A 23,575-nucleotide genomic window follows, 5' to 3' on the forward strand; every position below is an offset into this window, starting at 1 on the left:
AATTTAGTAAGATTTATACCATGTCTGCTTGATTACCATAAAAAACCGTTTGTAGTGCGGACTTCAGTCCGCTCGCTCCGTTTGTAGTGCCGACTTCAGTCCGGTCGCTCTTGTCTGTAAAAAAACACAGCACTTTGTGCGTCTCATTTCAGATTGACACTCCTCAGTCTTTCATACACGAGGATTCTTGTTTCAGCGAATTGACTTGCCGATCGAGAATTACTTCTAAATCAGTAGCGGTCAATTCTCCACAAGCGTTATGGGTATTACCCCAAGTTCCGGTATGCCCTACCGTACTCAATCCTCTCCTGAGGATATTTCTAGCTGCATTATCGTCGCGGTCTAAAACACACCCACACCTACAAACATGAGTTCGTGTTGATAGACTTTTCTTGACAATCGTTCCGCAACTAGAGCATTCTTGGCTTGTTCCGTTTGGTGGAACGGCAATCGTTATTCTTCCGAACACCTTGCCGAAATATTCCAACCAAACTCGGAACACATACCAAGAAACATCGTTAATACATTTCGCCAAACAGTGATTCTTCACCATATTCTTGATTCTCAAATCCTCGTAGGCTACACAGTCGTTTGACTGGATTACGCATCTTGCTAATTTAATCGCAAAATCTTTACGTTGCCTACTTATCTTGAGATGGCACTTACCCAGAATCCCTCTAGCTTTCATCCGATTCTTCGACCCTTTGACTCGTTTTGATACTTGTCTTTGGGCTTTCTTTAACCTACGCTCTCCCTTCCCCAGAAATCGTGGATTTTCGACGGCAACGCCACTAGAATCAGTGTAGAACTCTTTCAGTCCGACATCTAATCCAATAGTATTCCCAGTAATTTCACTCACTTCTGAGCGGTCAACTTGAATACAAAATTGAGCGTAATACCCGTCTGCACGTTTAACCAATCTGACTCGTTTAATTTGAGTCAACGAGTAAAAATGCAAATCGCGCGTTCCTTTTAGTTTCAGTTTTCCAATTCCTTTCTTATCAGTGAAAGTGATAGACTTTCTGTCTGATGCTAGTTTCCATCCCGATGTCTTGTATTCAACGGAACGGTTGTCTTTTTGGAACTGCGGAAAACCTTTTTTACCGGGAGTCTTCTTTTTGCAGTTATCGTAAAACCGTGAGATCGCAGACCAGGCTCTTTCTGCACTGGACTGTCTAGCCATGCTATTTAATTCGTCGCAAAACGGAAACTCTTTCGCTAAGACAGCACTATATTTGTTGAGGTCAAACTTGTTAACTTTTTCGTTATCCATCCAAAAGCGAATTGCTTTGTTACGGATGAATTGTACAGTCTTTATTGCTGCATCGACAGCATTAAATTGTTCTCGTTTACCGTAAGTTTTGAACTCAAAAATTAGCATGACTTCGACCTCATCACGATTTTCTTATGCTACCAGTGGTAGACTAATATTGTTGCTTGTGTTGCAAATCTTTACAAGGAACCATGCTTTAACCGTAGGCTTGAAGAGAAAGCCGTCCTTCTAGAACGGGGTTTTAAACCCGTTTTCTTGATAAAATCTTAAAATATTTTAAAGCTGTCCCTAACTACAGGCGTCATCCAAATCATTATGGCTATTGGCTACCTCGCCCTCGTTCTCCACGCCCACCTGCCCTTTGTCCGCCACCCCGAAAGCGACTACGTTTTAGAAGAAGAATGGCTGTTTGAGGCGATCGCCGAAACCTACATTCCCCTGCTGCAAGTCTTTGAAGGACTAAAACGCGACGGCATCGACTTTAAAATTACCATGAGCATGACACCGCCCTTGGTAGCCATGCTGCGCGACCCCTTGCTGCAAGACCGTTTCGACGACCACTTAGCAAAACTCGAAGAACTAGCCGAACTCGAAATTGAACACAACAGCGACAAAGGTCACGTTCGGTACTTAGCCGAACATTACACCGCCCACTTCTCCCAAGTTCGGAATTATTGGGAAAAGTTCGATCGAGACTTAGTCAAAGCCTTCAAACAATTTCAAGACAGCAACAACCTTGAAATCATGACCTGCGGGGCCACCCACGGCTACCTACCGCTGATGAAAATGTACCCCGAAGCAGTTTGGGCGCAAATACAAGTAGCCTGCGAAAGCTACGAACAAAACTTCGGCCGCCGCCCAAAAGGCATTTGGCTGCCCGAATGCGCCTACTACGAAGGCTTAGAGAGGATGTTAGCCGACGCCGGCCTCCGCTACTTCCTCACAGACGGTCACGGCATCCTTTACGCCCGCCCGCGTCCCCGCTACGGTAGCTACGCCCCAATTTTCACCGAATGCGGAGTAGCAGCATTCGGTCGGGATCACGAATCATCCCAGCAAGTTTGGTCATCCGAAGTCGGCTATCCGGGCGCCGCCGAATACCGCGAATTTTACAAAGACTTAGGTTGGGAAGCCGAATACGACTACATCAAACCCTACATCATGCCCAACGGCCAGCGCAAAAACACCGGGATTAAATATCACAAAATCACCGGTCGCGGATTGGGTTTAGGCGACAAACAGTTATACGATCCGTATTGGGCGCGGGAAAAAGCAGCCGAACACGCCAGCAACTTTGCCTTTAATCGCGAACGCCAAGTCGAGCACCTCAACGGCATCATGCAGCGTCCTCCGATTATCGTTTCACCTTACGACGCCGAACTTTTCGGTCACTGGTGGTACGAAGGGCCTTGGTTCTTAGACTACCTGTTCCGCAAGAGTTGGTACGACCAAAATACCTACGACATGACGCACCTAGCCGATTATCTGCGGGGAAATCCCACTCAACAAGTATGCCGTCCGTCCCAGTCTAGCTGGGGTTTCCGGGGTTTCCACGAATATTGGCTCAACGATACCAATGCTTGGATTTACCCGCACTTGCACAAAGCCGCGGAACGGATGATTGAATTGGGAAACATGGAAGCAGAGGATGAGTTGCAGTTGCGGGCTTTGAACCAAGCCGCGCGGGAAGTGCTGTTAGCTCAATCGTCTGACTGGGCATTTATCATGCGTACAGGGACGATGGTTCCCTATGCGGTGCGGCGGACGCGATCGCACTTAATGCGCTTCCACAAGCTGTACGATGAAGTCAAAGAAGGCAAAGTCGATTCCGGCTGGTTGGAGAAGGTTCAGGAGATCGACAACATCTTCCCCGAAATCAATTATCGCGTTTATCGATCGCTTTAAGCCAACTTCGAGCTAATTTCCCGCACAAAAAAACCCGCCAGTGCGGGTTTTTTTTATTAAATCTTAATTTACCCGCTCGTAGTAAGTCTTAGGGTGCGCCGCCATCAACAATATGTCGAGCAAATCGAACCATATAGTAGCAACGCACCATGCCAGGGGTGGCTTAACTAATATCATTTCTCTCAATTAGGACTTACGTACTGGTGGTCTGAAACCGGATTTTTTTACAAAAATTATTCTCTAGAGGCACAACTTTTGGGGAAAAACCTGTTTATTCGATCTAAAATGCGTAATTAGTGTCAATTTTTGATCCTAAAAAATTAGTTTCAAGTGTGTTTACTCAACTATTTTTCAGGTGCATTGCTGCTCGAAAAGTCGATTTTTATTGAAGATTTTTTATGTATCGGCACCCTAGGGCTTTAGACTACGTTTATCAACGTTAATCAGCCGTTTCCCTATCCATCAAAAAATTATGAGCGTTGCTGAATTTAGGTATGATTCAGTCGCTTAGGCAATCTCCGAAATTTAGAGTAGGGGCAATTCATGAATTGCCCCTACTCTAAATTTCGGAGGCAAATCATACTCCAAATCAGGAACGCCTAATTTTGTTCTCTAATTATACCGCGAATTTAGGAATACCAATTTGCTTACTTGTTCAGACGAAAAGAACATCAGGTTTGAGCGAACCAACTATACAATAAACAATCCTAATTTTTTATTGGTATTTAGAGGGGGGCAAAACTTGCGATCGCTTTTGGTAGTAGCAATAAAATGAAAATCATGTGGAAATTACGGATTCTAATCAGACCCCAAGTACGTTAAGATAGTCTGTATGACAAACATAGTCAACCAAAAAACTCGCAAAAAGCTCTCAGAAAAAGCCTTCAAATATTGTGTAGAAAAGCACACTTTTAGCTTGACTGTGGTATATTATAACATAATTCACTCACTAGATTTAATTTAACTAAATACTTATGAGTATTAAGATTAACTACCAATTAATAGAAAAAATTAACGAAGGTTTGAATACAGTAGTTTATCGGGCTCAGAGGAAGCAAGATCGACAAGCTGTAATCATCAAAATTTTGAGAGCAGAATATCCTAATCTCGAAGAGATTATGCAATTGAGACATGAATACGAACTCTCTAGAAATCTCAATTTAGAAGGTGTTGTCAAGCCCTACAGATTAGAAAATCATCGCAATGGTCTGGCATTGATATTAGAAGATTCAAAAGGAGAAGCACTCAAAAACTTTTTGAGCAATCACAAGCTTAAACTAAAAGATTTTTTATCAATCGCTATTCAGTTAGCAGATACTCTGGGTAAGCTGCATGACAAGCAAATTATTCATAAAGATATTAAACCAACAAATATCATCATCCATCCTGCCACCCTCCAAGTAAAAATTACTGACTTTAGTATTGCTACGCGATTGTCTAGATCGACCCAAACACTCAGCCATCCCAATTTACTAGAAGGCACAATTGCCTATATGTCACCAGAGCAAACTGGGCGGATGAATCGCTCAATTGACTACCGCACAGACTTCTACTCTTTAGGTATCACATTCTATGAAATGATGTGCGGTGAACTGCCATTTAAAGCTACAGATCCAATGGAATTAGTTCACTGCCATATCGCTAAACAGCCTGTATCGCCCTGGAAAATTATATGTGCAAAAGAGCAAAATAGGAAAGTAAAAATTAGCAGCGATTACTCCAAATCTCAAATTCAAAATGGCGAGATTCTCAAAGCAATTTCTGACATTGTAATGAAATTAATAGCCAAGACTGCTGAAGATAGATATCAAAGTGGTTATGGTCTCAAGGCGGATCTAGAACAATGTCTAAATCAATTGCAGCAAAATGGAAAAGATTGTAACTTTATTCCGGGCAAGTGTGATAAATCAGGTCATTTTCTGATCCCCCAAAAACTGTACGGACGAGAAACACAAGTAGCCAATCTAATGGATGCTTTTGATAGAGTTAGCGCTGGAACAGCCGAGATGATGCTAGTTTCCGGTTACTCAGGAATAGGTAAATCATGCTTAGTTTATGAAATCCACAAACCCATTGTCAGAGCAAGGGGTTATTTTATCGCTGGTAAGTTCGATCAATTTAAACGCAATATTCCCTATGGAGCCTTAATTCAAGCGTTTGAAGAACTAATTCGACAATTGTTAACAGAAAGTTCTGAAAAAATATTTTTTTGGAAACAGGAGATTTTAAATAATTTAGGTCAAAATACTAGAGTCATAATTGACGTTATTCCCGAATTACAATTAATTGTTGGCGAGCAACCCGAAGTTACTCAACTAGGGGCAAGCGAATCACAAAACCGTTTCAATCATGTTTTTCAACAATTCATTCATATTTTTACCCAAAAAGCACATCCCCTAGTATTATTTTTAGATGATTTGCAGTGGGCAGATTCTGCTTCTTTGAAATTGATTCATGTGCTGCTAACTGACCGAGATAGCAAATATTTATTGGTGATTGGAGCATATCGAAATAACGAAGTCAGCCCAGCTCATCCTTTAATGCAGACCTTAGATAGTATTTATTCATCTGGATCGATCGTCAATAATATCATCCTTCAACCGTTGACATTTAATACCGTCAGTCAATTAGTTGCTGATACTTTGGGTGAAAGCTTCTTATCAGCAGCATCTTCTCTGACTTGCTTGTTCGCTCAACAAGAACAACTTGAGGAAGAAAGTTTACTTGTAGGAAACGATGGATATGAAACACAAAGATGGCAATTACTAGCTGAGCTAGTTTTCAATAAAACTCAAGGAAATCCCTTTTTCTTAACTCAGCTACTCACTACCCTTTACGCAGAAAAGCTGTTGACATTCGACTTCAGCATTGGCAGATGGCAGTGGGATATGGGACAGATTCAAACTGTAGGAATCGCCGATTATAATGTCGTTGAACTCATCGCCAGAAACATTGAAAAACTACCTTCAGATACCCAGAAAGTTTTAAAGTTAGCAGCTTGTATTGGGAACCGATTTGATTTGGATGTTTTGGCAATAGTCAATGAAAAATCTATATCAGAAACGGCATCTGCTTTATGGGAGGGGCTTCAGACTGGTCTAATTTTGCCTTTGGGAGAAAGTGCTTGCAAAATACCGTTACTGTGCCAGGGTAATGAGTCCTTGGTAGTAGCCAATACTCAAGGAACCCAATTACAAATTAATAATTACAAAGTTTCCTACAGATTTTTGCATGACCGAGTGCAGCAAGCGGCGTATTCTCTGATTCCTGCTGAGCAGCAAAAAGCTACGCACCTGAAAATTGGTCAACTCTTGTTACAGAATATGAATCCAGACATCCTAGAAGACAATATCTTTGATATTGTTAACCAGCTAAATGTCGGAGTGGAATTCCTTACCGAGCAAGAAGAAAAATATAACCTGGCTCACTTAAATTTAATAGCTGGTCGGAAAGCCAAAGCAGCGTCAGCTTATGAAGCTGCTGTCACACAACTAAGAGTAGGGTTAAAACTCTTAGCAGAAAACAGTTGGCAGACCAACTACAATATGACACTATCACTCTATGTAGAAGCCGTAGAAGCGGAATATCTTAATACCAATTACGAAAGGTCAGCAACCCTGGCTGAAGTTGTTTTGCAAAAAGCAAATACTCTGCTCGAAAGAGTGAGGGTATACGAGCTCCAAATCCAGTTTTATATGGCTCAAAATCAGATGTTAAAAGCCATTGATACGGGTCTGCAAGTATTGGATATGCTGGGTGTTTCCTTGTCAAATGAAGTGGGCGACGGGGGTTTTGTTTTTGAGTTACCAAAGCTCAGTGACTTAGAAAATATCCCAGAAATGACAGACCCCTACAAAATAGCGGCTTTAAGGATAATGACATCCCTTGTTTCTCCTGCTGTTGCTGCTAATCCCGAAATTTTGCCCCTGCTTATAGTGAGCTTGGTTAAAATCTGCCTGGAACACGGCAACTCCCCTCTTAGTGCTGTTGCGTATGTTTCTTATAGTGTAATACTGTGTTCGGCAATCGGGGATATAGATGCTGGATATCATGCAGGCAACTTGGCTTTAAAGTTGTTGGATAAATTTAATGCGAACTCGCTTATATGTAAAGTACATCAAATATTTTATGGTTTGGTTATACATTGGAAAGCGCATGGTAAAGAAGCGTTGTTACCCTTACTCTCTGGGCTACAAAGTGGACTGGAAACTGGAGATATAGAATATGCTGGTTATTGTATTACTGTTTATTGCGCGAGCATATTTTTGACGGGGGAGCGATTAGATATTGTAGATCAGAAGCAAAGACAATATCTTGATTTGGCAATCAAGCTAAAACAAGACTATTCAATCTACTACATCAAAATATTCCACCAAATGACGCTAAATCTTGAAGATAGAAGTGGAGAAAAATGTCAGTTGATTGGCGAAAGTTTTAATGAAACACAAATGCTGCCTGTTTTTATTGAAACTAACAATCGAACCTTGCTATATGTTTCCTATCTTGCCAAAACAATTCTTTCTTATCTATTTAAAGAGCCTAAGAATGCTCTTGCCAGCGCCAGTTTAGGCGCAGAACACGCAGGTAACGTCATGGGTATGGTAGTTTCTGCTCCTCATAACTTCTATTATTCCCTTGCTCTACTCGCTGTTTATCCTCAAGTTTCTCAGGCCGAACAACAACAATATATGAGCTTGGTAGAAGCTAATCAACAACAAATGCAGAAATGGGCATTCCATGCCCCCTTTAACTTCCAGCATAAGTACGAACTTGTGGAGGCCGAAAAAGCAAGGATTCAAGGGCAAATTGTAGAATCAATGGACTATTATGACCGAGCTATAACGGGAGCTAAAGAACAAGGATACATTCAGGAAGAAGCACTAGCTTCAGAACTAGCGGCAGAGTTTTATTTATCCCTGGGCAGAGACAAGTTTGCTCAAATTTATCTGACACAGGCTTACTATGGATATATTCGTTGGGGAGCCAATGCCAAAGTTAAAGATTTAGAGTCTAGATATCCTTTGGTATTTTCCGAGATTCTAAAGCGAGAATCCATAGGCCTAGAGATTAATAGGACAACAACATCGGTCGCAGGAGGAAATTCGGCGGTATTGGATTTGTCTACTGTCAACAAAGCATCTCTAGCTTTGGCTGAGGAAATAGTGCTGGATAAGTTGCTGAATAAGTTACTTAAAATTGTGATGGAAAATGCCGGAGCTACAAGTAGCTGCCTGATTCTAGAAAAAGATGGAAAGCTTTTGATAGAAGCTACAGGTGTTGTGGATAGTGATGCGGTTGTATTGTATTCAGACTCACCATTTGAAACAAGTGACAATATTCCTATTTCTATGATTAATTATGTTCGCATTGCCAAAGAAAATATCGCATTAAATGATGCAGCAGTTTCAGGAATATTTATCAACGATCCTTACATCATCAAAACCAAGCCGAAGTCAATCTTGTCTATGCCTCTTATTAATCAAGGCAAACTAATTGGAATTCTTTATTTAGAAAATAATCTGACAGTAGGTGCCTTTACAACGGAGAGGCTGGAATTGCTGAAGATACTTTCTTCACAGATAGCTATCTCCCTTAAAAATGCGATGCTCTATGGTAAATTGGAAGCCGCAACTCAAAAATTGAAAACAGCCAACGAGCAATTAGACGATTACAACCAAAGGCTGGAACAGAAAGTCGAAGCAAGGACGCTGGAGTTACAAGAAACAAATAGACTTTTGAGAGAACAAGCAGTTGAGCTTGAACTTGCTTTACAGGAATTGCAAGCGACACAGACTCAACTAATTCAGACTGAAAAAATGTCAAGTCTGGGGCAATTGGTTGGTGGTATAGCTCACGAAATTAATAACCCGATTAACTTTATCTATGGCAATCTTACCCACTCTAGTGACTATGTCGATCACTTGCTGGGGTTGCTGAATCTTTACCAGCAGCAATTGCCTAATGCAACTCCTGAGATTCAAAAATATGCAGAAGATATTGATATCGAATTCATAATTTCAGATTTTCCTAGATTGATTGATTCGATGCAGGTAGGGGCAGAGCGCATTCGCCAGATTATCTTGTCGCTACGGAATTTCTCGCGCTTGGATGAGGCTCAAATGAAACCAGTAGATATCCATGAAGGGATCGATAGCACTCTGCTGCTGTTACAAAATCAGCTACAAGCCAGCACCTCAAAATTAGGTATTGAAATTGTTAAAGAGTATGGAAAATTGCCTAGGGTAGAGTGTTACCCCGGCTTTTTGAACCAAGTATTTATGAATATACTCAACAATTCGATTGATGCGATAGAAGAGTCATTTGCGGTTTTTCCCACAGTAGCTGCACAGAAAAAAGAATTTGTGACGCATAATAAAGGAAAAATTTGCATTCGCACCAGAGTCGTAAACCGTAATAAAGTGGAGATATCTATTGCCGACAATGGAGCGGGGATGACTGAGGAAGTATGTCGAAAAATTTTCGATCCTTTCTTTACTACGAAACCTGTGGGATCGGGTACTGGTTTGGGGTTAGCTATTAGCTATCAAATTGTGGTGGAAAAACATCAGGGGAGCTTAACTTGTATTTCAGCACGAGGTAAGGGAGCGGAGTTCGTGATTGAGATTCCTATTCAGCAGAAAATTTAATAAGGAGAAGGTAGCAGGTATAAATTTTCTGAAAATTTGATAGTTAAAAATCATTCTACATTTTCGTCTTTCGATTATTGGCAATACCCTTTTTCAAGGGTTTTGGTACATCAGTCATGGATGCAAGTTTCACATTAAATAAAGGTACGTTGTTGCGCTTTAGCGCTCTAGCTTATATATCAATACCGTTTACTGGTATACCGCCCTGGGGGTCAAACCCTATGAAAAATAGATACGGAGATTGCTTCGTTCCTCTCGAAGGATCATCTTAAGTAAACCGTATTGGCTTATATATGAGAGCGCTAAAGCGCAACAACGTACTTAATTTTCGGACATTAGCGCTAAGTGAACCTTATAGAAATATAATAGGTGAGTTTAGGAATAGCAACTAAAATATAACGATGCCAGTGACTAGGTTTATGGGCTTGTATAAAGGGGTTTAACCCCTTATGTATGACGGCATTTTTGTTAATAATTTAAGCCTTTTGGCTGGATCAGCTTAACTCAGCAATAGTTACGAAAACAAAGAAAAAAAACTCTGTATACCTCGATATAAGGAAAAATAAAATGTTAGATAATTTCCCGGATAGGTGCATTCACGAACTATTTGAGTTCCAAGTAGAGCGATCGCCTGATGCAATTGCCGTAATTTTTGAAGGGAAGCAGCTAACTTATCGGGACTTAAACTCTCAAGCTAACCAGTTGGCACATTATCTGAAGACTGTGGGTGTTGGGCCAGAGGTATTGGTGGCAGCCTGTGTGGAGCGATCGCTGGAGATGGTTGTAGGTCTATTAGGTATTCTGAAAGCAGGGGGAGCTTATGTACCGCTAGATCCGCATTATCCGGCAAATAGACTGGCATTTATGTTGGAACATTCCCAAACGCCAGTGTTGCTTACACAACAGCATTTAGTCGGGTCTCTTCCGTCACATCAAGCGCGTGTCATCTGTTTGGATGGAAATTTAGAAACTGTCGATCGCTCCAGAGAGGAAAATCCAGACAGTGGGGTGACATCGGATAATTTAGCTTATGTGATTTACACATCCGGCTCTACTGGTCAACCGAAGGGAGTAGCGATCGAACATCGGGGTGCTGTCAACACTCTACTCGATATCAACCAACGCTTTGAAGTGGGAGCGGGCGATCGGGTCTTAGCTCTATCTTCCCTGAGCTTTGACCTATCCGTATATGATATTTTCGGCTTGCTGGTAGCAGGAGGAACGGTTGTAATCCCTCAAGTATCAGCAACGCCAGATCCAGCTCACTGGGTCGATTTGATAGTGCAAGCACAAGTCACTATTTGGAACTCTGCACCGGCATTGATGCAGATGCTGGTAGATTATGCGGCTGTTCATAGCAAAGATTTATCTTCGTCTCTGCGATTAGTCCTTCTCAGCGGCGATTGGATACCTTTGACTTTGCCCGATCGAATCAAAAATTTAGTTTCTACTAGGTGGGTGTCGCAAAGTTTAGATTTAGATATTGAACCTCAGTTGAGTAGGGCGGGCGTCCAGCCCGGCCAGTGCCTTGATTCAAGGTCTCAGCTAGACCAATCTTTAATCCCTGCTGTCATCGGCTTAGGAGGTGCAACGGAGGCTTCCATTTGGTCGATTTTATATCCCATCGACACAATAGACCCCACGTGGAAAAGTATCCCTTACGGTGGGTCAATGACCAACCAGCATTTTTATGTGCTCGACGAAGCGATGGAACCATGTCAAGAGGGAGTAGTCGGGGGGCTTTATATTGGGGGAATTGGTTTAGCCAGGTGCTATTGGCGAGATGAGGAAAAGACTAGCAAACGCTTCATCACTCATCCCCATACAGGCGATCGGCTTTACTGTACGGGCGATTTGGGTAGCTATCTGCCGGATGGCAACATCGAGTTTATAGGCCGCATCGACCACCAAGTGAAAATTCGCGGTTTCCGCATTGAACTAGGCGAGATTGAAGCGGTGCTGGGACAACACCCCGACGTGCAGGTAGCAGTGGTAGCAGTACAAGAAGATGTCCCCGGACAGAAGCGCTCGATCGCCGCTTATGTTGTTTCCAAGGTCACCGCAGAACGAATACCCTTTAAAAGCGAGTGTTTAGCAGAATTTGATGGCGATCGCTCAGTTAAGCTAGAAACAGAGGATATATCGATCGGTGGGATTTGCGCGATCGGAGTGCCAGATAATTGGTCAAAAGGTAAACGCCTGCACTTGCGCCTCGTGCTACCGGGAGATACCGAAGAGCGATGTTTTGAGGGAACTGTCGCTTGGTGTCAAGGAAATCAGGCAGGAATTGAGTTATCTCTCACAGCGAGTGAAAAAGCTGTGATTCAGCAGAGTATCGACTACCTCCTAGAAACTCAAGGCTTCTTAAAATTTTTGCAACGCACGACAGCGGGCAAGTTGCGTAACTTCCTGAAAGATAAGTTGCCAGACTATATGGTGCCTTCCAGCTTTGTGTTCCTGAAAACCATGCCGCTCACGCCCAACGGCAAAATAGACCGTCAGAAGCTACTAGCGCCTGCCATTAAAATTCCCGAACTAGGACAAGATTATGTCGCACCTCAAACTCCTGTGGAAGATGTGGTGGCAGGAATCTGGGCCGAAGTTCTGGGACTAGAGCGAGTGGGTATTCGCGACAATTTTTTAGAATTGGGAGGTCACTCTCTGCTAGTCACGCAGATTGCAACTCGAATCCGAGACACTTTCCAGGTAGAGTTACCTTTGCGTACCTTGTTTGAGTCTGCCACAGTCGCCGATCTGGCTCGCAATCTGGAAATCGCCACTCAAAAATCTCCAACACCCCAGCCTTCCTCGATTCAACCGATTTCGCGGCATCGGGACTTACCTCTATCCTTCAGCCAGCAACAACTGTGGTTTTTATGTCAACTGGCTCCCGATCTACCTTTTTATAACGAACCGATTACCATTCGCCTACCTGGTCCCGCCAACATTGCTGCTCTGGAGCGCAGCATCAACGAAATCATCAAGCGTCACGAAATTTTGCGATCGACCTTTGCTCTCGTGGATGGGCAGCCAGTGATGGTGATTAAAGATGCCTTTAATTTCACCCTGCCAGTGGTGAATATTGGGGAATTGCCAGAGGCGGAACGGGAGTCTGAAGCTTTACGGCTGGCAACTTTGGAAGCACAGCAGCCTTTTGACCTTACCGAAGGCCCACTGCTGCGGGGTACTCTCATGCGGTTGGGCGAGGCGGATTACAGGTTGTTCCTGACCATACACCACATCGCGATCGATGGTGTTTCTCTGTACAGCTTGTTTATGAAGGAACTGGCGACACTCTACAGCGCCTTTTGTTTGGGCTGGCGATCGCCCCTGCCAGAACTGCCGGTTCAGTTTGCGGACTTTGCCTATTGGCAACGGCAATGGCTACAGGGAGAGGTGCTGGAAAACCAACTGAGATACTGGAAACAGCAACTAGCGAATCTGTCAACGCTGCAACTGCCCACCGATCGATCGCGATCGCCAATCCAAACTTTTCGGGGTGCAAGGCAATGTCTAGCGCTACCTCAAACTTTGATCGGGGCGATCGCGAAATTGAGTCAGAAAGAAGGCGTTACCCTCTACACGACACTGCTGGCAGCGTTCAAAACCTTGCTCTATCGCTACACGGGGCAGACCGATATTGTTGTAGGCACTGTCACCGCAGGACGCAACCAGCCGGAGATTCAGCAGCTAATTGGGTGCTTCGTCAACACTTTGGTACTGCGTACCGATTTCAAGGACAACCCGACTTTCCGGCAGTTGCTCGAAAGGGTGCGAGAAGTTACTTTGGAAGCATTTGCTTGCCAAGATGTGCCTTTTGAGAAGTTGGTAGAAGCACTGCAACCGGAGCGAAATTTGGGTCAAAACCCGCTGTTCCAAGTTGCTTTTGTTCTCCAACCCCCAATGTCAGGCGTTAATTCGATTCTGAATTGGAGCCAGTTAGATATTGATACTGAAACGGCAAAGTTTGATTTAACCCTGGAATTACAGGAGACATCGGAGGGCATAGTCGGTCGTTTTGAGTACAGCATAGATTTGTTTAATGCTGACACGATCGATCGGATGGTTGGACATTTCCAAACCCTGCTGGAAGGAATCGTCTCTAATCCAGAGCAAAAAATCTCAGAATTACCCCTTTTAACTGAGTGGGAACGGCAGCAGTTAGTAGCGTGGAATAATACCGCAACCGATTACCCTCAAAATGCGTGCATACACCAGTTGTTTGAAGAGCAGGTAGAGCGATCGCCCGATGCTATTGCCCTAGTATTTGAAGACCAACAACTTACCTATAAAGAGCTGAACCAACGAGCAAACCAGTTAGCGCATTATCTGGGCAAATTAGGTGTCACCGCTGAAGTAATGGTGGGGATTTGTGTAGAGCGTTCCTTGGAGATGGTAGTGGGACTGCTGGGTATTCTCAAAGCTGGCGGGGCTTATGTACCACTAGATCCAGCTTATCCGCCAGAGCGTTTGGCCTTGATGTTAGAAGATGCCCAAGTACCAGTGCTGTTGACTCAGAGGCGGTTAGTTGAATCTCTTCCCAAACACCAAGCGCGAGTTGTCTGTCTGGACACAGATTGGGAAATTATTGAGCGACAGAGTAAGGAAAATCCTGAATGCAGCTTAACCTCTGAGAACCTGGCTTATGTGATTTACACTTCCGGGTCTACAGGGAAGCCAAAAGGCGTACTTGTCGGGCATCGAGGACTATGCAACCTGGCTATAGCACAGATTCAGATATTCGACGTACAACCGAACAGCAGAGTTCTCCAATTTGCTTCCTTGAGCTTTGATGTTGCAACTTCCGATTGGGTTATTGCCTTGTGTTCGGGAGCAACTCTCTGTATCGCAATCAATAATGCTCTTTTGGCAGGTTCTGATTTGATTGAGGTATTGCACGATCGAGCTATTACCCACATTGAATTACCAGTAGCAGTCTTGGGAGTTGTTCCTTTTGAAGAGCTTTCTACATTGCAAACAATTATTGTTGGGGGAGAAACTGTTTCCGTCGATGTTGTGGCTAAGTGGGCACCGGGTCGTCGATTCTTTAACGCTTATGGGCCGACCGAATCCACCGTTTGTGCAACGATCGCCGAATGTACCGATAGTCAAGAGCCGCCGTCCATCGGTCGCCCGATCGCCAATACACAAGTTTATCTTTTGGATGCCCATTTGCAGCTTGTGCCGATCGGCATTCCCGGAGAAATCTATATTGGCGGTGCAGGTTTAGCGCGGGGCTACCTCAACCGACCTGAACTAACTGCGGAACGCTTTATTCCCAACCCCTTTAGCAACGAACCGGGTTCTCGCCTCTACAAAACAGGCGACTTAGCTCGCTACTTACCCGATGGCAATATCGAATTTCTAGGCCGCATCGATCGCCAAGTAAAAATTCGGGGCTTCCGCATCGAATTAGGAGAAATTGAGGCGGTATTAAGCCAACACCCAGATGTGCAGGAGTCTCTAGTTATCAGCCGCTCCGATGTCTCCGGCAACCAGCGCTTAGTCGCTTATATTATTTCCAACCTCGGACTAGAACACACAGATATCGGCAGTTGGCGCAACTTTTTGAAGCAAAAACTGCCCGACTATATGGTGCCTTCTAGCTTTGTATTTTTGCCTAATTTCCCACTTACACCCAATGGCAAAGTAGACCGTAAGGCACTGCCTGAACCTGAGGCTATTAACCCAGAGTTGTCAGCAACTTATGTGGCTCCTAAAACTGAGATAGAACAAACTATCGCTACTGTTTGGCAACAGCTATTACACTTGGAAAAAGTAGGTGTAGATGATAATTTCTTCGATTTAGGAGGTCATTCATTATTGATGGCTCAGGCTCACAGCCAACTGCGCGAAGTGGTGGACAGAGATGTGTCAATCGTTGAAATGTTTAAATATCCAACCATCAGCTCTTTGGCTAAATATTTAAGTGAGGAGGCTGCGGAACAATCCTCTGTTGGGTCAAGTCAAGAGCGGATCAAAAAACAAAAAGATGCCATGAACAGCCACAAGCAAAAACAAGCGCTAAAGGGAAAGAATAAAAATCGATAACTCTAAATTTTCCAAATGAGGTACGTAGTTGCGCTCTTAGGTACGTAGTTGCGCTTTAGCGCTCCGGAAGGAGGCTCAAGCCCAACAACATACCATCCCGAAAGAGGGCTCAAGCCCAACAACATACCATCCTCAAAGAGGGCTCAAGCCCAACTACGTACCTAAGAGGGCTCGCATCCCAACAACGTACCTAAGAGGGCTCGCATCCCAACAACGTACCTAATCAATTGTCTAAAGTATTGTCACCAGGAAAGCATCAAAATGGATAACTCTGAAAAAACCACCCAATCTTCTCTAGAAGGTATCGCAATCGTCGGTATGGCAGGTCGCTTTCCTGGCGCGAAAAATGTTGATGAATTTTGGCAAAACCTGCGTGATGGTGTGGAATCTATTTCTTTCTTCTCCGAACAAGAACTAGAATCTTTCGGGATTGAGCGCTCAGTCGTGCGCGATCCTCGCTATGTAAAAGCCAGGGCGGTACTGGCAGATATTCAGTTGTTTGATGCTTCATTCTTTGGGTTTAATCCGAGAGAAGCTGAAATCACAGATCCGCAGCACCGCTTTTTCTTGGAGTCGGCTTGGGAGGCTCTAGAAAATGCGGGCTACAACTCCGAAACTTACGAAGGTTCGATTGGGGTATACGCAGGCGCAGGGAGTTTCAATACTTATTTTTTGAATAACCTTTATCCTAATCGTCAGCTTAGAGAATCAGTGGGAGATTTCCAACTTACGATCGCCAATGAGAAAGATTTTCTGTCCACTCGCGTTTCTTATAAATTAAACTTGAAGGGGCCGAGCGTTACTGTCCAAACAGCTTGTTCGACTTCATTGGTTGCGATCGGCATGGCTTGCCAAAGTTTGCTAAATTACCAATGCGATATGGCTTTGGCTGGTGGCGTGTCTATAGGTGTCAATCAAAAGACAGGCTATTTTTATAAAGAGGGCATGATTCTTTCTCCAGACGGGCACTGTAGAGCTTTTGATGCTAGTGCACAGGGAACTGTTAGCGGTAGCGGTGTGGGAATTGTGGTTTTGAAAAGATTAGAGGAGGCGATCGCAGATGGAGATTGCATTCATGCGGTAATCAAAGGTTGCGCTATTAATAATGATGGTGCTGTGAAAGCTGGCTACACAGCTCCTAGTATAGACGGTCAGGCGCAGGCGATCGCAGATGCCTTAGCACTAGCCGAGATTCCCCCTGAAACCGTCACCTATATAGAAGCTCACGGAACTGGAACACCCCTCGGCGATCCGATCGAAATCGCTGCACTGACGCAAGCTTTCTCTGTAGAAACTAAGAAAAAAGGCTTTTGTGCGATCGGTTCGGCAAAAACCAATATCGGACATTTAGATACTGCGGCTGGTGTCGCTGGCTTAATTAAAACTGTCCAAGCTCTCAAACACCAGCTAATACCCCCTAGCTTGCATTTTGAACAGCCAAATCCTCAGATTGATTTTGCCAACAGTCCTTTTTATGTCAATACCCAACTTTCCGAATGGAAAGCAGGTAAATCACCCCGTCGTGCTGGAGTTAGTTCTTTTGGCATTGGTGGAACAAATGCTCATGTAGTTCTTGAAGAAGCGCCTCTTGTAGAAGCATCAGGAGAATCTCGCCCGTCGCAACTGTTAGTTTTGTCGGCAAAAACTAGCTCGGCACTTGATAGTGCTACTGCCAACTTAAGCAAGTATTTAAAACAAAACACCGATGTAAATTTGGCTGATGTGGCTTACACGCTGCAAGTCGGTCGCAAGGCTTTTAACCATCGACGCATAGTGGTTTGCAATGACAGTCAAGATGGTTTTACGGCCCTTGAGAATCTCGAGTCAAAACGAGTTTTTACCAACTTCCAAGAGTCCAAAAATCCACCTGTCGTATTTATGTTTTCAGGACAGGGTTCGCAGTACATCAATATGAGCTTGGAGGTTTATCAAGTTGAACCAACATTTCGCGAACAGATGGATCTATGTTCGGAAATACTGAAACCTTACTTGGGCCTTGACTTGCGCCACGTAATTTATCCAAGCGCAGCAGAAGCAGAAGCAGCAGCTACCAACCAACTAACACAGACTGCGATCGCACAACCTGCATTATTTGCGATCGAATATGCTTTAGCTAAATTGTGGATGTCTTGGGGAGTGCATCCTCAAGCAACGATTGGTCATAGCATTGGCGAATATGTAGCAGCTTGTTTGGCTGGTGTATTCTCCTTGGAAGAGGGCTTATCCTTGGTAGCTGCACGAGGTAAATTGATGCAACAACTGCCTGCTGGTTCCATGCTGGCAGTGCCACTTACAGAACAGCAAGTCAAACCCTTACTCGGCAATAAGCTGGATCTAGCTGCGATCAATGGAGCATCTCTAAGCGTGATTTCAGGTGCCATCGATGCCGTAGATGAATTGGAACAAAAACTAAAAGAAAAAGGTGTAGAGTGTCGCAGGTTGCACACATCCCATGCCTTTCATTCACAAATGATGGAGCCAATTTTAGAGCCATTTACCGAAGAGGTGAAAAAAGTCAAGCTCAAATCACCAAAAATTCCCTACATATCCAATGTTACTGGGAATTGGATTACAGCAGGGGAGGCAACAAGCCCCAGTTATTATGCTCAACACCTGCGTCAAACAGTAAGGTTTGCAGAGGGTTTACAACAGCTATTAAACCAGCCCAATCAAATATTGCTAGAAGTGGGCCCCGGACGGACATTGAACGCGCTAGCAAAACAACACCAAAATAAGCCATCTCAACAGATTATACTTTCTTCATTGCGCCATCCGCAAGACCAAAACTCAGATGTAGCTTTCTTACTTACTACATTGGGTCAACTCTGGTTAGGAGGAGTACAAATAGATTGGTCTCAATTTTATGCTGATGAGCAGCGTTATCGTCTCCCATTGCCAACCTATCCGTTTGAGCGCCAACGTTACTGGATTGAAGCACCAGGAATCGAGCAACCGATTCAAATTGGATCTTTACCCGATGACAATTCCCCAAATGTAGATTCAGCACAACTCCATTCTCGGCCGAATCTACAAAATACTTATAGTGTTCCTAGAGATGAAACTGAGCAAACTATTGCTGCGATATGGCAAGAATTTCTGGGAATTGAGCAAGTGGGAATTGATGATGACTTTTTTGATTTAGGAGGGGATTCATTATTAGCAGTTCAACTAATAACTAAGTTAAACGAAAAACTGCAACAAAACTTGTCTCCCCACAGCCTGTTACAATCATCAACTATTGCAGCTTTGGCTGAATTAATTAAAGATGATTCCGGGTTGTCTGCGAGCGATAATCGGCAATCCCAGTCAGCTTCTGAGTCCTTATTAGTGGAGATTCGGCGGGGGAGTTTGAAACAACCTTTGTTTTTAGTGCATCCGGTAGGCGGACACGTTTACATTTATCGGGATTTGGCACGTTATCTCGCTTCAGAGCGGCCTATTGTGGGAATACAAGCACCTGCTGCGGTTGATGAAACAGATGCCTGTACTACTGTTGAGGAAATGGCGACTCGCTATATCGAAGCGCTGCGGATTCGCCAACCTGAAGGGCCCTATTTCCTAGGAGGTTCTTCCTTTGGTGGCACGGTTGCTTTTGAGATGGCGCAACAACTGAATGCGATCGGTCAAAAAGTAGCATTGCTAACTCTGATAGATACTCCTGGCCCCGGTCAAATGCCTGTTTTAGCGAGAGAAGATGATACAGCTATTCTGGTTTATATACTAGGTGTTGGTTTCGATCTGTCTCTTTCTTTGGATGTCCTCCAACAGCTTGAGCCAGATGACCAACTTCTCTACTTTTTGGAGCAAGTAAAGATTGCTAATAGGGTAGTTCCTCCCGATTTTGGATTGCCTGAAATTCGTGAGTTTCTTCATCTGTTTAAAGTACACGGTCAAGCTATGCGAAATTACATCCCTCAAGCTTATCCGGGTCGAATTATCTTTTTTCGTGCTAGCGAACAAAATGAAGTTAATCCTAAAAATCCTGAATTGCCATGGATTGATGTGGCTGGGGGAGGGATAGAGGTTCGAGAGGTACCGGGAAATCATATTACTATGAATTACCCTCCTCATGTTCAGGTTATGGCCGAACAACTTAGAGGATTTATTGATTAGGTAGGTACGTTGTTGGGCTTTAGCCCTCTTTCGGATCTCTGAAGCACAACAACGTGCCTTTCGGAGCTCCCAAGCCCAACAACGTGCCTTTCGGAGGGCTAAAGCCCAACAACGTGCCTTTCGGAGGGCTAAAGCCCAACAACGTGCCTTTCGGAGGGCTGAAGCCCAACAACGTACCTTTTGAGGGCTAAAGCCCAACAACGTACCTTTTATGTATGAATATCGGAAATTGACTTTAGAACAACGGGTGCAAATTGTTAATGAAAGGTTGGCTAAGGGATATCCTGCTCATTCTCCACCTCATCCAGTGCGAGATTTTGAATTTTATCATCTTACAGTTAGTTGTTTTGAGCATAAATCTCGGATTAATACTCAGGAACGCCGTCACCAACTTTTAGATTCAATTTTTGAGAAGTTTATTTCCGATGGTATCGAAATTAATGCTTGGGTAGTTTTACCAAATCATTATCATCTCTTAGTCCATCATGTTAATATGCGACGATTAAGTATGCTATTTCGTTCGATTCACGGCCCGTTGGCTCGACAATGGAATAGGGAGGATAATTTTACAGGTAAAGTGTGGTGTTCGTTTAGCGATCGCGCTATTCGTTCCGAAAGGCATTATTATACAACTATTAATTATATCAATTACAATCCTGTCAAACATGGCTGGGCAAAATCTCCTTATGATTGGTCAGCAAGTAGCGTACATTGGTATTTAGAGTATCAAGGAAGAGAGTGGCTAAGAAGTGCATGGACAGAATATCCGGTAAGAGATTATGGAAAAGGATGGGATGATTAAGGTACGTAGTTGCGCTTCAGCGCTCTGAGGTACGTAGTTGCGCTTCAGCGCTCTGAGGTACGTAGTTGCGCTTCAGCGCTCTTAGGGCTCGCATCCCAACAACATACCAAAGAATTCTTGGGGCTGAAGCCCAACAACATACCAAAGAGCTCTTGGGGCTGAAGCCCAACAACATACCAAATACTTATAATTGGAGAAATAATGGTTTTATACACAGAAAATACCCAAGCTGAAAACGAAAAATCATCGTCAGTGTTACTAGAAATGATGTATGGATTTAAAAAATCCCAGGCTCTTTTTGTAGCGGCTAAACTTGAAATAGCAGATATTCTGAGTGATGGTTCTAAGACTGCTGATGAACTTGCGGAAGCTGCTGGTGTAAATTCTCAGGGTATTTATCACCTGATGCGTATGCTGGTAAGTGTTGGTGTGTTTTCTATGGAAGATAATGACAAATTTTGCTTGAATGCTTTGGGCAAGCATCTCTTGACTGGTACTTCTGATTCTTTACGAGGTACAGTTCTGGCAATGGGTGATGAACTATATCAGGGATGGGGGAATTTATTGTACAGTATAAAGACGGGAGAAACGGCTTTTGAACATACTTTTAAGATGAGTTTTTATAGCTATTTGACGCAGAATTCTGAGGCGGCTATAAATTTCAATGAGTGGATGAAGGAGACAACAAGGGAGTGGCTGCTTCCGGTGCTTGAAGCTTATGATTTTTCTGGGTTTAAGATGCTTGTGGATGTTGGAGGGGGCATTGGAACTCTCACGGCTGTTATTCTAAATGCTAATCCCCAAATGCAAGCTATTTTGTTCGATCGCGAAGATGTGATTGTGGATGCACCTCAGGTTTTGCACGCGGCTGGAGTTGCAGATAGGTGTCAAGTCGTTGGAGGCAGCTTTTTTGAGGCGGTGCCGGGTGGTGGGGATCTTTACTTACTCTCTCGTGTGCTCCTCAATTGGGATGATGAGCGTGCTATTACAATTCTTAAAAGTTGCTATGAAGCTATGACAGCTAACGATCGCCTGCTGATTGTTGATTTTATGCTGCCTTCAGGCAAAATGTCCCCTTTTATTGGTATGGGTAGCCTAACTTTGTTTGTGATAGGCGGTACTTTTATGCGGAGGGAAGATGAATTTTATCATTTGCTTTCCTCTGCTGGCTTTAAGGTGACTGATACGATCGCCACAAAAGGCCCTGCAAGTGCGATCGAGGCTTCAACAGTTGACAGTTGACAGTTGACAGTTGACAGTTTAAAAGCTACCTCTACCTAAAAGTCAGAGGATTGGAGTAATGAATAGTCTGATTTTAATTTCTACGCCCAAGGGTTGCGACTTTCAACCAATTCTTTCTGGTAATATTCAATCCTAGTTAGCTACTCCTGTGAGGATTGAGTGGTTGAGACCGCTTGCGGACAAATGAAATGGGTAATTGATGGGAGATGATTTGAGTGCGGACTTCCTTCAGTCTTGTTGGGTAGAAAACTGGCGGGCGCCGATCGCAGAAAAGGCGATCGCAGCCACCAACAAAACAGGTACGCTGTACCAAGGAAACTTGCCGATATCGTAGGCAGCAGCCCTCAATCCAATGCTGGCATAAGTTAACGGTAACAGATAAACTATGCCTTTTAGGGCGATCGGTAGCGACGTGGGATCGAAAAAAGTCGCACCTAAAAATGACATCGGAGTTATCAGAAAATTGTTGTACAATCCGACTGATTCGAGAGATTTTACGTTTAAACCCACTATCACTCCCAGGCCCGCAAATACAGCGGAGTTGAGAATTATCACTAACAAAAATAGCGGATGCAAAAATACTAGCTTTTGAGTAAACACAACTGCTACTAAAATCACGGAAACCGAAGTTAGCAGTCCCCGCAGTATTCCGGCTAGCATTTTGCCTGCGTGCAAAGCTAGGGGGTGTACCGGCAGCAGTAGCAATTCCTCAAATGTTTTACTAAAAAGGCGTTCGCCACAAATAGAAAATACTGCGCCTGTAAAACTTACTGTCATCGATGAAAGTGCAACCATTCCCGGCAGCATGAATTCTAGATAATTGCCACCAATTGCCGGTTTAGGCATGGAACTGCCCAATCCGAAACCAAAAGCTAGAATGTAAATTAATGGGGATGTTAAACCAGCAGCGGCAATTGGCAGGATTCGGACTCGCAAATCTAGCCATTCTCCCCAAAACACGGTCATTGTGTCTGTTAGTAGAGTTTTAATTGAGGTTTGTTTCATGGTTGGGCGAGTTAAACAGTTGACAGTTGACAGTTGACAGTTGACAGCGAAGTGATAAGAACGGAGATTTAAACTCCGTTCTTATCACAATCTGCCGACCTGAGTAAAGGCTTCAAACCCCGGCTATTCGGTGATTTGCAGAATTGATATCGAGTCCTGTCAATTAACGGGAATAAATATTATATCATGTCCGATCGAATGATCGTACTAAGATTGGTTTGTAGTGAGGACTTTAGTCCGCATTTGGAGAGGACTAAAGTCCTCACTACAAACCTTTTGTATTGCGGGTAATTGAGCGGACACGATTTTACATCTCGATCATTATCAGGTTAAGCTGCCAAATAATCGAGGCTGCTGCACTGTTCTAACGATCGTACTAAGATTGGTTTGTAGTGAGGACTTTAGTCCGCATTTGGAGAGGACTAAAGTCCTCACTACAAACCTTTTGTATTGCGGGTAATTGAGCGGACACGATTTTACATCTCGATCATTATCAGGTTAAGCTGCCAAATAATCGAGGCTGCTGCACTGTTCTAA

General features: G+C 43.7%; 8 protein-coding genes. 6 read left to right on the forward strand and 2 right to left on the reverse strand.

Going from position 1 to position 23,575, the window contains the following annotated elements; genetic code table 11:
* Window positions 1–163 precede the first annotated feature (163 nt).
* Window positions 164–1,381 (reverse strand): RNA-guided endonuclease InsQ/TnpB family protein, encoded by a 1,218-nt coding sequence (locus QZ918_RS13405; RefSeq protein WP_293335800.1) that lies wholly within the window; start codon window positions 1,379–1,381, stop codon window positions 164–166.
* 207 nt (window positions 1,382–1,588) lie between these two features.
* Here QZ918_RS13405 and QZ918_RS13410 point away from each other — a divergent pair, with 207 nt between their 5' ends.
* From QZ918_RS13410 to QZ918_RS13435, 6 genes are all read left to right on the forward strand, one after another.
* Complete coding sequence (locus QZ918_RS13410) at window positions 1,589–3,178, forward strand: glycoside hydrolase family 57 protein (RefSeq protein WP_293335803.1); 1,590 nt, start codon at window positions 1,589–1,591, stop codon at window positions 3,176–3,178.
* 974 nt (window positions 3,179–4,152) lie between these two features.
* Entirely contained in the window at window positions 4,153–9,825 is a 5,673-nt protein-coding gene (locus QZ918_RS13415; protein WP_293335806.1) for a trifunctional serine/threonine-protein kinase/ATP-binding protein/sensor histidine kinase, read from the forward strand.
* Window positions 9,826–10,392: 567 nt separating this feature from the next.
* Entirely contained in the window at window positions 10,393–15,876 is a 5,484-nt protein-coding gene (locus tag QZ918_RS13420; RefSeq protein WP_293335809.1) for a non-ribosomal peptide synthetase, read from the forward strand.
* A 261-nt stretch (window positions 15,877–16,137) separates the two neighbouring features.
* On the forward strand, window positions 16,138–19,989 hold the full coding sequence (locus tag QZ918_RS13425; RefSeq protein WP_293335812.1) for a type I polyketide synthase: 3,852 nt from the start codon (window positions 16,138–16,140) through the stop codon (window positions 19,987–19,989).
* 211 nt (window positions 19,990–20,200) lie between these two features.
* On the forward strand, window positions 20,201–20,791 hold the full coding sequence (locus QZ918_RS13430; protein WP_293151981.1) for an REP-associated tyrosine transposase: 591 nt from the start codon (window positions 20,201–20,203) through the stop codon (window positions 20,789–20,791).
* 201 nt (window positions 20,792–20,992) lie between these two features.
* Entirely contained in the window at window positions 20,993–22,033 is a 1,041-nt protein-coding gene (locus tag QZ918_RS13435) for a methyltransferase (RefSeq protein WP_293151984.1), read from the forward strand.
* A 228-nt stretch (window positions 22,034–22,261) separates the two neighbouring features.
* Here QZ918_RS13435 and QZ918_RS13440 read toward each other — a convergent pair whose 3' ends face one another.
* The gene (locus tag QZ918_RS13440; RefSeq protein WP_527250407.1) at window positions 22,262–22,999 is read right to left on the reverse strand and encodes an ABC transporter permease; all 738 of its coding nucleotides are present in this window, start codon (window positions 22,997–22,999) and stop codon (window positions 22,262–22,264) included.
* Window positions 23,000–23,575 lie beyond the last annotated feature (576 nt).

Origin of the sequence: Microcoleus sp. CAWBG58 (assembly GCF_020883045.1) — a bacterium.
Lineage (GTDB): Bacteria > Cyanobacteriota > Cyanobacteriia > Cyanobacteriales > Microcoleaceae > Microcoleus.

Excerpts from the sequence above, each read along its gene's own strand:
- QZ918_RS13425 (WP_293335812.1), top strand. The coding sequence starts at position 16,138 with ATGGATAACTCTGAAAAAACCACCCAATCTTCTCTAGAAGGTATCGCA.
- QZ918_RS13420 (WP_293335809.1), top strand. The coding sequence starts at position 10,393 with ATGTTAGATAATTTCCCGGATAGGTGCATTCACGAACTATTTGAGTTC.
- QZ918_RS13430 (WP_293151981.1), top strand. The coding sequence starts at position 20,201 with ATGTATGAATATCGGAAATTGACTTTAGAACAACGGGTGCAAATTGTT.
- QZ918_RS13435 (WP_293151984.1), top strand. The coding sequence starts at position 20,993 with ATGGTTTTATACACAGAAAATACCCAAGCTGAAAACGAAAAATCATCG.
- QZ918_RS13415 (WP_293335806.1), top strand. The coding sequence starts at position 4,153 with ATGAGTATTAAGATTAACTACCAATTAATAGAAAAAATTAACGAAGGT.
- QZ918_RS13410 (WP_293335803.1), top strand. The coding sequence starts at position 1,589 with ATGGCTATTGGCTACCTCGCCCTCGTTCTCCACGCCCACCTGCCCTTT.
- QZ918_RS13440 (WP_527250407.1), bottom strand. The coding sequence starts at position 22,999 with ATGACCGTGTTTTGGGGAGAATGGCTAGATTTGCGAGTCCGAATCCTG.
- QZ918_RS13405 (WP_293335800.1), bottom strand. The coding sequence starts at position 1,381 with ATGCTAATTTTTGAGTTCAAAACTTACGGTAAACGAGAACAATTTAAT.